The sequence below is a fragment of the Clostridium sp. RTP31139st1_H3_RTP31139_211217 genome (assembly GCF_040227035.1).
Taxonomy (GTDB): Bacteria; Bacillota; Clostridia; order Clostridiales; family Clostridiaceae; genus Clostridium; species Clostridium saudiense.
This window is the reverse complement of the sequence record NZ_JBCOAB010000072.1, coordinates 1-12,638: the sequence shown is the minus strand read 5'-3', so window position 1 is coordinate 12,638 and position 12,638 is coordinate 1. Positions and strand designations below refer to the sequence as shown.

The 12,638-nt window shown below is 28.9% G+C and carries 13 protein-coding genes; 2 read left to right on the top strand and 11 right to left on the bottom strand.

The features are described 5' to 3' along the window. Positions 1-203: 203 nt before the first annotated feature. From ABUA17_RS17640 to cdaA, 8 genes are all read right to left on the bottom strand, one after another. Positions 204-518, bottom strand: a complete 315-nt coding sequence (locus ABUA17_RS17640) for a FliM/FliN family flagellar motor switch protein (RefSeq protein ID WP_042402492.1) — start codon at positions 516-518, stop codon at positions 204-206. A gap of 44 nt (positions 519-562) precedes the next feature. Beyond that, positions 563-985 (bottom strand): YaaR family protein, encoded by a 423-nt coding sequence (locus tag ABUA17_RS17635; protein WP_055277892.1) that lies wholly within the window; start codon positions 983-985, stop codon positions 563-565. Beyond that, positions 975-1,778 carry a lytic transglycosylase domain-containing protein gene (locus tag ABUA17_RS17630; protein ID WP_279325678.1) on the bottom strand — a complete coding sequence of 268 codons (804 nt, stop codon included), beginning with the start codon at positions 1,776-1,778 and terminating at the stop codon, positions 975-977. Before ABUA17_RS17630 ends, ABUA17_RS17635 begins: the two co-directional genes overlap by 11 nt. Before the next feature lie 137 nt (positions 1,779-1,915). Further along, positions 1,916-2,983, bottom strand: a complete 1,068-nt coding sequence (gene buk, locus ABUA17_RS17625; protein WP_042402497.1) for a butyrate kinase — start codon at positions 2,981-2,983, stop codon at positions 1,916-1,918. Between the two features lie 24 nt (positions 2,984-3,007). Then, on the bottom strand, positions 3,008-3,916 hold the full coding sequence (gene ptb / locus ABUA17_RS17620; RefSeq protein ID WP_349818195.1) for a phosphate butyryltransferase: 909 nt from the start codon (positions 3,914-3,916) through the stop codon (positions 3,008-3,010). A gap of 437 nt (positions 3,917-4,353) precedes the next feature. After that, positions 4,354-5,955, bottom strand: coding sequence for an NAD(P)/FAD-dependent oxidoreductase (locus tag ABUA17_RS17615; protein WP_195951829.1), 1,602 nt, complete (start codon positions 5,953-5,955; stop codon positions 4,354-4,356). 62 nt (positions 5,956-6,017) lie between these two features. Continuing rightward, positions 6,018-7,295 carry a CdaR family protein gene (locus ABUA17_RS17610; protein WP_042402502.1) on the bottom strand — a complete coding sequence of 426 codons (1,278 nt, stop codon included), beginning with the start codon at positions 7,293-7,295 and terminating at the stop codon, positions 6,018-6,020. Further along, entirely contained in the window at positions 7,265-8,119 is an 855-nt protein-coding gene (cdaA, locus tag ABUA17_RS17605; protein WP_195951830.1) for a diadenylate cyclase CdaA, read from the bottom strand. The genes ABUA17_RS17610 and cdaA overlap by 31 nt, the downstream gene beginning before the upstream one ends. A 183-nt stretch (positions 8,120-8,302) precedes the next feature. On the opposite strand from cdaA, the gene ABUA17_RS17600 reads away from it, so the two are divergent. Together ABUA17_RS17600 and ABUA17_RS17595 are read left to right on the top strand one after the other, a co-directional pair. Then, entirely contained in the window at positions 8,303-9,322 is a 1,020-nt protein-coding gene (locus ABUA17_RS17600; protein ID WP_042402511.1) for a hypothetical protein, read from the top strand. Between the two features lie 73 nt (positions 9,323-9,395). Continuing rightward, positions 9,396-9,971, top strand: a complete 576-nt coding sequence (locus ABUA17_RS17595) for a cell wall hydrolase (protein WP_042402515.1) — start codon at positions 9,396-9,398, stop codon at positions 9,969-9,971. A gap of 38 nt (positions 9,972-10,009) precedes the next feature. On the opposite strand, the gene iadA is transcribed toward ABUA17_RS17595, so the two are convergent. Genes iadA through ABUA17_RS17580 form a run of 3 tightly spaced genes read right to left on the bottom strand, consistent with a single transcriptional unit; the run spans position 10,010 to position 12,266 of the window. After that, on the bottom strand, positions 10,010-11,182 hold the full coding sequence (gene iadA, locus ABUA17_RS17590) for a beta-aspartyl-peptidase (protein ID WP_195951831.1): 1,173 nt from the start codon (positions 11,180-11,182) through the stop codon (positions 10,010-10,012). 23 nt (positions 11,183-11,205) lie between these two features. Next, complete coding sequence (locus ABUA17_RS17585) at positions 11,206-11,730, bottom strand: chromate transporter (RefSeq protein WP_195951832.1); 525 nt, start codon at positions 11,728-11,730, stop codon at positions 11,206-11,208. Next, positions 11,730-12,266 (bottom strand): chromate transporter, encoded by a 537-nt coding sequence (locus tag ABUA17_RS17580; protein WP_042402526.1) that lies wholly within the window; start codon positions 12,264-12,266, stop codon positions 11,730-11,732. The genes ABUA17_RS17585 and ABUA17_RS17580 overlap by 1 nt, the downstream gene beginning before the upstream one ends. Between the last annotated feature and the right edge of the window lie 372 nt (positions 12,267-12,638).

Here is a 12,638-nt window from a genome sequence, read left to right as displayed (position 1 = left end):
AAACTTATATAATTTTCAAAGAGCGAGCAATTCTATGAAAAATCAAGCTATTTTTTCATATCAGCTTAACAGATTCACTTTTTTACATCATACCTATAAATATAATTATCGGCTTATCCACAATTATATTTAGTCTTTCCACAAAATTTATTAGAATAATAAACATTATTGTTAATAAATCAAAAAGGAGCCTTGTTAGACTCCTATTCTTCACACTTTTTAAAATTTGTTATTCTTATTGATATTTTATCTTCTATCTTTATACTTTCACCAGTAGCAACACATTTATCATTAACATAAATATCTAAATCTTCATCTATAGTCTTATCTAGGCAAATAACATCTCCTTCTTTTATTTCTAATATATCTTTAATGCTCTTCTTACATTTACCTAATGTAACACTTACATCTACTTTAGCGCCTAATATAGAATTATTATTTTCAAAACTTTCTACTTCTTTTCTATTTAAATCATCAAATTCTACTTCATATAGATTTTCTTTAAGCATTGTATTCATTTTATACACTTCCTTTTACGACTTTTAAGGTTAATTTCTTATATCTATTTATAAATATCTATTAGTAATCCTTGTATAGTATCAATTGTTGATGATATATCCAAGTTTTCTTTTTCTTCACTTAATAACTCATTAGTTAAGCTTTCTAATTGCTCATTAATAGTTTCTACTGTAGAGTAATATTGATTTTCCCAAAAACCTATATTCTTATTTAAAATATAAGTATAATCTACTACTGCCTTTAAATAATTTTTAATAGTTGACTTATAATTTTTAACATCAATATAACTTTTACTTAATATTAATTTATTGCCTTTTTTCTTTATGTCTTTTATATAACTTTCTAGTTCCTCTTTAGTAGCAGACTTATATGATTTCATAAAACTCTCTGAAAAATCACTTCTTGCAGAAACAGTCTTATCTTTAACTCCAATATTTCTACTTGGTTGTATACTTCTAATTTCCATTTGTAAAACCTCTATAATAACTCATTACCTTTGGAACGTAATTTGGGGTTTCTTTTGGCATTTTATAAATATCATCTATTGATGTAACACCTCTGTTCATCATCCTAGTAGGTCCACCATTATATGCCATTAGTGCCATTTCAATATCTCCATCATATCTATCTATGTATTCTTTTATATGTTTTACTCCACCTTCAATATTTTGTTCTATATTAAATGGGTCTTCTACACCTAATGCCTTACAATTTTCTGGCATAAGTTGCATAAGTCCTTTTGCTCCTGCTGAAGATACAACATTAGGATCAAAATTTGATTCTACTTTTATTATTGCTTTTACTAAATTTGAATCTACTCCATGTTGATTTGAATATAACTCTACTGCATTTTCTATTCTTTCATCTACAGTTAAATTTGACACATCAGCAGTAATGTAATTATTTATACTAGTGCTTCCACTACTTAATACCGAACTATTATATGTACTTAGAATCCCCTCTAATGAAACTTTTTCAGCCTCAGTTTTTGCATACTTGTTTTTTTCACTTATAGCACTAAGTAATCTAGTAAGCATTATGTTAAATGCACTTGAACTAGAGCTTGAATTAGAGCTTGTACCTAAAACTGATCCTAAGCTTGAAAGACTGCTTAAATCATTTAGTGATGATTTACTTGTTGAATTAGTTAAACTACTTAAACTAGTTGAACTTAATGAGTTTGTACTACTAGAACTATTTATACCATAAAGTTGTAAAATACTATATATATCACTTAAACCCTGTATATTATTTGACATTTAATCACCCCGAAACGTTATTATATTAATTATACGGATAGTAATTATATAAATTAATAGTATTACATAAAAAATTTCGCCTTTAGAATCAATTCAAAATTTGAATTAATTCCAAAGGCGATTATATTATTTTAATTTTAGTATATCTTTGCTTCTTCTTCTCCATCAAGCACTCTAATAGCACCTTGAGCTAATGCTAATAATTCATCTTCTCCTGGATAAACAGTTATATCACTGATCCATTCAACTCTTTTCTTAATTTCATTAACTACTACAGGTGAATACGCTATTCCACCAGTTAAAATGATTTGATCTACTCTTCCATTAAGAACAGTAGCCATTTCCCCTATAGCTTTGCTAACTTGATAAATAAATGCATCAAATATTAATGAAGCATATTCATCTCCTTCTTCTCTAGCTTTTAATACATCTCTAGCATCATTAGTATTAAGATATGCAACATAGCCACCCTTACCAACTATCTTGTTATATACTTCTGCTTGAGTATACTTTCCACTAAAGCATAACTTAATTAAATCCCCAACTGGAACTGATCCTGCCCTTTCTGGTGAAAATGGCCCGTCTCCATCTAAAGTATTATTTACATCAATAACTAACCCATCCTTATGAGCAGCAACAGATACTCCGCCTCCCATATGAACTATAACAAGATTTAAATCATCATATCCTTTTCCATTTTCCCTTGCATATCTTTTAGCAACTGCTTTTTGATTTAATGCATGAAAAATACTTCTTCTTGGTAATTCAGGAACACCTGAAATTCTAGCTATATCTTGTAATTCATCTACAACAACAGGATCAACTATAAATGACCTTATTCCAACTTCTTTTGCAATCTCATTTGCTAATATTCCACCTAAATTAGACGCGTGTTGTCCTGATACTCCAACCTTTAAATCTTCTAATAAATTATCAGTAACTTCATAAGTACCTCCTGGAATTGGCCTAAGCATTCCACCTCTTCCTACTATTGCATCTAATGAATTTACATCAATATTATTTTCTTTTAAAACATTCATTATAACTTCTTTTCTAAATCCTTTTTGATCAAAAATAGTATCATATTTAGCTATTTCATCTGATGAATGTCTTAATGTTTCAACTAAAACTTCCTTTTCACCTGAATAAACTCCTATTTTAGTTGATGTTGAACCCGGATTAATTATTAATAATTTATATGCCATAATTCTCAATACCCCCTAAGTATATTACTTTCTACCCTCTGATACTAATGCAGCTAATGCAATAGAATTTACCTTTGTTTCAAAGCTATCTGCTCTTGAAGTTAAAATAACTGGAGCTGATGTTCCTACTAATATACCACCATTTTTAGTTTGCGCTGTATAAGTTAAAGACTTATACATAACATTTGCAACATCTATATTAGGAAGTACTAATATATCTGCCTTTCCCGCTACTGGTCCTGTTACCCCTTTATGATGTGCTGCTTCTTCAGATAAAGCATTATCTAAAGCTAAAGGTCCATCAACTATACACCCTTTAATTTGTCCTCTATCACTCATCTTAGATAATAATGCTGCATCTATAGTTGCTGGCATATCTGGATTTACAACTTCTACTGCGCAAACTGGAGCAACCTTTGAATTTTCTATTCCACAAGCTTTTGCTACCATTACTGAATTATTTATAATTTGAACCTTTTGCTTTAAATCTGGATAAGTATTAAATGCAGCATCTGTTAATAAAATTAATCTATCAATTCCTTCAACTTCAAATACAGATACATGTGACATTAACTTTCCTGTTCTAAGTCCAACTTCTTTATTTAATACACTTCTTAAAAAAGTAGCTGTATCAACTAGTCCCTTCATAACCATATCCGCTGTACCACTTGATACTAATTCAATTGCTTTTAATGTAGCTTTTTTTACATCAGCTTCATGAACTATTTCAAAAGCAGTTAAATCCATATCAATTTTTGCAGCAACTTCTTCAATCTTATCTTTATCCCCTACTAAAATTGCTTCTGCAATTCCTCTATCTTTTGCAGCTTTAACAGCTTCTAAAACAGGCTCATCTTGTGCCACTGCTACTGATAATTTCTTTGTTTTTGCAACCTTTAACTTAGTTAATAAATCATCAAAACTTTTACTCATGTTACACCTCTCCTATATTTTCATTTCCCAATAACCCTATTTAGTAAGTTTTTGTATTTTTTTAAATTAAATGAAATATTTACCTTATATTCTATTTTATCAAACTTTTTCATAAAAACCTAAATTTTCAGAAAATTTCATGTTAAATTTTTAACCATGGGAGTGCGAAAAAAAGCAGATGTATTTTTTCAGGAATTAGTATAATTTCGTTAAGAATTTATATCCTTATTGGAGTAAATTCTAAAACTCAATTATAATATTCCTTCCAATCACACATCTACTTTTTTTCTTTTTTCCTATCTTAATGTAAATACTCCAATTTGTTTTTAGAGGCAGTATTCATTTAATATCGCTTAATAAAATCTACTTACATCTAAAATCATACTATTTCCATTTGAAGCACAAACATTAACTTTTAAAATATCTTGCTTTTAATACTACTGTATTGCACTATATTTTTCTATAATTCTCTCTGCAACTTTGATTCCATCTACTGCTGCAGATACGATTCCTCCGGCGAAGCCTGCGCCTTCTCCACATGGGTATAAGCCGCTTAGAGAAATACTTTCTAATCTTTCATTTCTAGTTATTTTAACTGGAGCTGAAGTTCTTGTTTCAATACCAGTTAAGACAGCATCTTCTCTACCATATCCCTTAATTTTTCTATCAAAATTATTTACACCTTCTTTAATTCCATCAACAACATAAGAAGGTAAACACTCTCTCATATCTGCAAATTCAAAACCTGGTTCATAACTTGGAATAACTGCTCCTAATTTAGTTGATTTTCTACCATTAACAAAATCACCTAATAATTGAACTGGAGCTTTGTATCCACCTCCACCAACTTTATAAGCTAATGATTCATAATGTCTTTGGAATTCCATTCCTCTTAACACTGAAGTTCCTTCAAAATCTTCTGGTCCAACAGTTACAACTAATGCAGAATTTGAATTAGCCTTATCTCTTGCATGATAACTCATACCATTTGAAACTAATCTATTCTCTTCTGAAGCAGCCGCTACTACTACTCCACCTGGACACATACAGAATGAATATACTCCTCTTCCTAAATCTTTGCTTTGATAAGTTAAGTTATAACTTGCTGCATGTAATCTTGGATGACTTGCCATCTTACCATATTGACCAACATTAATCATTTCTTGTGGGTGCTCAATTCTAACACCAATTGCAAATGCCTTTGGTTCCATAAATATCCCTATTTTATGTAACATTTCATATGTATCTCTTGAACTATGACCTAATGCTAAAACAAGTGCATCACATGGTATTTCATCACCATTTACAATTATACTTTTTATTTTTCCGTTATTGCTTTTTATATATTCAAGCTTAGAAGAAAATCTAACTTCTCCACCTAAAGCAATTATTTGTTTTCTTATATTTTTTACTACATCTTTTAATATATCTGTTCCAACGTGTGGTTTTGCTTCATATTTTATTTCTGCTGGAGCCCCTGCTTTAACAAGCTCTGCTAAAACATAGTCACATTTTTTATCCTTAATTCTAGTAGTAAGCTTCCCATCTGAAAATGAACCTGCTCCCCCTTCACCAAATTGAACATTTGATTCTAAATTAAGTTCGCCAGTTTTCCAAAACTTATCCACAGTCTCTGTTCTTTTATCAACATCTTCTCCACGTTCTATCACCAATGGTTTATAACCTTTTTGAGCTAACATTAATGCTGAAAATAATCCTGCTGGTCCAAGTCCAACTACTACTGGTCTATTATTAAGCTTTTCACTTCCTGGTTCAACATCTGGCTCATACTTAGATACATCAACCCTAACATCATTATCATGAAGTCTATTAACTAATTTTTCTTCATCCTTATGATTAATTTCAACTGCATATGTAAGTTTAATATTATCTTTTTTTCTAGCATCAATACTTTCTCTTACTATTCTTAAATCTTCAATTTCTTTTTCTGAAATTCTTAATTTTTTACTTACTTTTTTCTTTAATAAACTTATGTCATCATCTAAACTAAGGCTTAGATTATTTATTCTTATTGTCATATATTCACCTCATATTGGTCATTAAGGTCAATCCAAATATTTAGATTGACCTTAATGATAAATTATTGATTTAATTCTTCTGTATTTCCTGTACTGGTATTAGGATCATTAGTACTAGTCTGCGAATCTTTAGATATAGTTAATTTCACTTCACTTACGCTATCTATATTAACATTATCTACACCAACTAAATTTACAGTAGGTACTTTAGTGTATTCTCCAGCTTCAGTATATTCTGAAACATCTAATTCTGCAGCAAAGTTTGCCTCTGTTAGACTATTTAATACATCAGCATAACCCGAAACTGTTATTGTAACCTTATCTGAATCTGGTATAATAGTCAACCCCTCTGCTGTTGTTCCTACAATTGAGTATGAAATTGTAAACTCCTTGGTTTGGGCCTTGTCTATTGATATATTAACTTTTATAGAGCTTTCGCCATTATGGATTGATATCCCATCTGGTATTCCTAATGCAACCTCTACAGTAGTTGAATCCTTTATTCCAGATAAATCAATTACCTCTGTTCCAATTTCACTTACATTATTTAAAATCTCTTCTGGTCCTGTTATTCCAATTTCAGTTGTATCAGATGATATTGATTTTAGTCTTAAGCCATTAGGTAATGTTCCTGTTGTATTTATCTTTATAGGAACTGTTTTTCCTTCATTAATTTCAATAGTTGCTTCAACCCATTTTTGTGATAATTGAACCCCTGTAACCTCATTACCATTGTCATCTACCGCTGATATAATGTAGTCTTTCACAATTGTCTTTACTGCATTACTTTCTTCACCTTCAGCAATTACTTTAGTAACTTTATTAACTAAAGATTCTGGTCCTGATACTACTACAGTTTCTGGACTAAATACTGGAGTTGCAACATAATAACTAGATTTTGATATAACGTTAATCTCTGATTTTACAGGTACTTCTTTTGTAGAATACTCCTCAGTATTAACTGTAATTGTTAGCCCACTACTATTTTTAATCTTTACTGTACTTGGAGCTTCTTTAATATTTACAGCAATCTTATTTTCACCTTTTTTAAGTACAAATTCACTTAAGTCCACTGTTATCTTAAAATCACTTTTATCAATACTAAATAAATCCTGAGTGTTACCTTCAACTTTTAACTTCACATAAAAATTTTGATTTGGAGCTAACGCTAATCCTGTATCTTTTAAACTATCTGAATTTAATATTTCTACTGGCACATTATTTAATTCATAAGACTTTATTGGATTTTCAATGTTAGTTACGTAAATCCATAAGCCTAAAGATAGCAAAATACATACTAATTGAACTATTACTTTCTGTTTATTATTCCAGTTATCCATGTTTTCACCTTCTTGCCAGCAGTTTTAACATTTTTCTCTTCTCTATGATCCATTATCTTTAGTAAGATACTTCTCAATCTATCTTTATCATAACTTCTTGTTAAACGTCCATTTATAGCTAAAGAAATAGTTCCTGTTTCCTCTGATACTATAATAACTAAAGCATCAGATATTTCTGAAAGTCCTATTCCTGCCCTATGTCTGGTTCCTAATTTTTTATTTATCTCTTGATTATTAGTCAACGGTAAAACACATCCAGAAGCTACTATTCTATCTTTACCTATTATTGTAGCTCCATCATGAAGTGGAGTATTGACTACAAATATATTTTCTAATAAATTTGCAGTAATTTTTGCATCAATAATGGTTCCTGAAGAAATAATCTCTCCTAACCCTGTTCCTTGTTCAATTGCTATTAATGCTCCTGTTTTTGTCTCTGCTAAATTAGATACAGCATTAACAATTTCATTTACATATATATTTCTCTGTTCTTTATCAACAAGTCCATGCTTATCTTCAAAAGCACTTCTACCTAAATGCTCTAAAGCTCTTCTAATTTCAGGTTGAAATATTATTACAACAGATATTATTCCAATTGTTAAAGTTTTGCTTAGTATAAAATATAGCATGCTCAAATTTAAAATAGAACTAATTGGTATCAATATAATAATAAATGCTATTCCCTTCAATAGCTGCTCAGCTCTTGTTTCTTTAATTAACATATATCCTTTATAAAATATAAATGCTACTACTAAAATATCAATAACAGCAGTAACTGACATACTCTTTAGTGAATTCATTACGATTGTAATAAAGTTTTGCATCTAATCCACCACCATAAATTTACTAATTAAATTATACACTATAATAATAATTGTTAAAATATTATTATTTTATTTTTAATATTTCATTTAAGTATAATTTCTTTTTTTCTTAATATAAATTATATAAAATGACTTCTTCATAATATTTAAATTGTAATTATACTTAAAGGATGTGAATTTTTTTTGGAAAATATAAAAAAAACATTATCTGATAATAAAATATTCTTAATTACTTTAAGCATAGGTGTAATTGTAACATCTACTATGATGATATTATTATATAAAAATAATAATGCTATTCAAACCTTAAGTAATAATGGATTAATTATTACAGACACTTCATCAAAAGAATTTGAACCTTATGTTACTGAACTTTCTTCCATTAACTCTACTTTAAAAGACTGTATTAGTGGAGTAACAGTAAATACTAAATCAGCTTCAAGCATATTGAGTGATGATTTAAGTAAATTAAGTGCATTAAAAGAAAAGGTCGCTTCAACAGTTGTAGCTAATAATGAAACTCCTGAAATAATTCCAAAGCTTACATCCTGTATAGAAAATACAGAGAATCTTTATAAATACTGTCTTGAAGTTTTATCATATACAAGTAATTTAACAGCTCCTGAAACTACTTCACAAATTTTAGTATTAAAAGAAGCTTGTAATAGTAGCTATGCTGAATTATCTCCTTATGGATTTTCTTTAGAGTTACCAGAAGATAGTGAAACTTTTTTTGATAACTTAATTGGTTATTTAAATACAATTGATAAATTGAATAAACAAGACTCTATAAAAACTAATCAATATAATGCCTATATTGAAAAACTTACTAAATGTACTAATAGTTTTTCTGATTTATTAGAAGACTTAGAACCTGCAATAAAATTAATAAGAAAAGATAATCGCTCATTAGATGTAATACTTGATGATATAAAGAAAAAGGAAGATACTTTAACCGTAATAAAAAATGATTTTAATTATTCTTCTATACCAGAAGGTTGTATTTCTTATTACAACTCTGTAAATAATACATTTTCATTATATTCTACTTATTTAAATGCCCTTAAAGTTGCAGTTATTTATGAAAAATCATCTTCATCATATGAAGATAATAAAAAAAATATAGATAAATATTATGAAAATGCATTTTCTAAATATGAAGATGTAAAAACTTCCTTTGAATCATTATTAAACTCTTTTTGATAATGTTTTGTATTATTTAAAATTTTTTGGGTAAAATAAATCTCGATTGGGTTATTCCAAAAGGAGGTTTATTATGAAATTTGGAAAATTCTTATTTTGTATTATACTAACACTATCCCTTTCAGCACTTGACTTAAGCTTATATAATTCATATGTTGAAGTAAGCGCAAGTACAATATTAGAGAACAATTTAGCAAATTTAGAAAGTAACACAAATAACTATATAAATTTATCTGATGAAGATTACGTAGAAGTTTTTAAAGAAAATAATCAAATGCTTTATTTAACACAATCAGATATTTATTTAATGTCTCAAGTAGTATATGCTGAAAGTAAAGGTGAGCCCTATGAGGGTAAAGTTGCTGTTGCATCAGTAATATTAAACAGAGCTCTTAACAGTGGATTTCCTAACACAATTGAAGGTGTTATATATCAACCTAGAGCTTTTTCTTGCATTGTTGATGGTCAAATTAACGTTGAACCAACTCAAGAATGTTTTGATGCTGTTTATGATGCATTAAGTGGAAATGATCCTACAGGAGATGCTGTATTTTTCTATAATCCTGATATAGCTACTTGTTCCTGGATGCAAAGTGTAGAAAAACATAATGTAATTAGTATAGGACAACACTTATTTTTCACTTTGTAGCATAAAAAAAGGGTTACCATCATGGTGACCCTTAAATTTTATTCAAAAGTTGGCTTTATTATTGATTCTCCTTTACTTACTAATACTTTTCCTTTTGCAATTACAGTATCAATATCCAATGTTTCTTTATCAACCATTACTAAATCTGCATCTCTGCCTGATTCAATTCTTCCTTTATTATCTAACTTTAAAACTTCTGCCACGTTTGATGTAATTACTTGTATAGCCTTTTCTATAGGTACATTATATTCATTTATACTATCTTTAACTTCTCTATAAAGAGTTTGAACTGAGCATATTCCTAACCCAACTAACTTACCTGAATCATCAAATATAGGCATACTTCCATTTCCATCAGAAGAAAATGTTATATGCTTTATATCTACTCCATTCTTTAATAAAAGAGCTAATCCCTCTCCAGCTCTTAATTCGCCTGGTTCTAAATATCTTGGATCTGAGCTTGTTGTCAAATCAATAAATCCACCTTTTTTAGCATATTCAATTCCAACTTCAAATAACTTATCACTTCTATTAATATGTGTTGGTAAAAGCTGAGTTGGTGGAATTTCTGTTTCTTCTATTACTTTAAATAAATAATCTAATCTTCTTGCACCATCTCCCAAATGAACATTAACAATACCTGCTTTTCCTGATAATATTCCTCCTACTCTAGCTTGAGCAACAGCATTTACAAAATCTTGATATGTTGCCTGAGAACTTCTATGATCTGATAATGCAACTTCTCCAACGCCAATAATTTTATCAACCATCATAAAGTCGCCTTTAATACTTTCAGTTATAGTTTTTACCGGTATTTCATAAGAGCCTGTATAACAATATGTTGTTATTCCTTCTTCTTCTAATCCCTTAGCTTTTGCAATTAAGGCTCTCATATTTCTACATACTCCATCGGTTCCTATACAACCAACTACCGTAGTTATTCCTGCTTCAACTAATGAAATTACTGATATTTCTGGAGTTCTTGTCTTAAATCCACCTTCTCCACCGCCACCAATAATATGAACATGCGAATCTAAAAAACCTGGAAATAATATCTTTCCTTTTCCATCTATTATACTTATATTTACAAAATCATTTGGAACATTCACATTATCATATATTCCCTCAATTTTATCACTTACTATGACAATATCTTTTATACCTAGCTTTTCAGGGGCATATACATTTACATTTTTAATAACTGTAATCAAATTAAAATCCTCCTTAAGTATAACTATAAATAAAAAATTAATCCTAAAACTGCAGCTATAACTATTACTAATATGGGATGAACCTTTTTAGATAATAATATAACTCCTATTATCAAAGTTATTATTATACTTTTTAAATCTATATATGCTTCTTTTGCCAAATCTATAAATGCATATATTATCAGTGCAATTAGTACAGGCCTCATACCTAGTAAAGCCCCTTTAATTACCTCTGACTCTTTAAACTTATTTAATATTTTACTTATAATTGTTACTAATATGAAAGATGTTGTGACTACACCTAAAGTTGCAAATATACTTCCTAATACTCCATCTATCTTATATCCAACGAAAGTTGCCGAATTAATAGCCACCGGGCCAGGTGTCATTTGTGATATTCCAATTATATCGGTAAACTCAGACATTGATATCCATCCATTACTTTCTACTACTTCCTTTTGGATGAATGGTAGCATTGCATACCCACCACCAAAACTAAATGTTCCTATTTTTAAAAATGCCCAAAATAATTTAATTAATATTTCCATTAGTTCACCTTTTTCCTTAAGAATATAGCCCCATATACTCCAGATATTATTATTACTATTACTGGATGAATATCAAAAAACATTAAAACCACTAAAGATATAATTATTGTTATTACAGTTCTACTATTCTTTTCTAATCCCTTTGCTAGACTAACCGCCCCTATTAACACTAATATGGGAACTGCTGCTGTTATTCCTTTAAAAGCTGCATTAACATAATAATTGCTTCTAAACTGCATAAAAAACATAGCTATCAACAATATAATAAAAAATGATGGTAACACTACTGCTAATAATGCAGTAATTGCTCCAAATATTCCACTTATTTTATATCCTAAAAATACAGACGTATTTACAGCTAATGCGCCTGGTAAACTCTGTGCAACAACTAATATATCAACAAACTCTTCCTTACTTAACCATCCCTTATTTTTAACTACTTCCTCTTCTATTAATGGAATCATTGCATATCCACCACCAAAAGTGAATGCACCAATCTTAAATATAGATATAAATAATTCTATTAGCTTTTTCACCCTTCCTTTCAACTCCTTCACTTATATTTTATTACTGTATTTAAGTTATGTATTATTTAAATTCAACAATTCGAATCATTATTTATTAATAAATTATATAATTTTTGGTAATTATCTTTCAATATATATCACTCTATTACTATTAAATTTAACAAAACTTAGCACAATATAAATATTAATAAAGCTCTAAAAAAATAAGTTTTCAAATGTTATTTATAATACTTAAAATTAAATTCATGAAAGCAATTGTAAAACTCATATACAACATAAATAAAAAAATAGAACCGCCAATGCGATTTTTAGTGTTGCATCTAAGTAAAACTTACTTGTTGACACGAATGTACTATGTCTAAGGAATAATTTACAACTAAA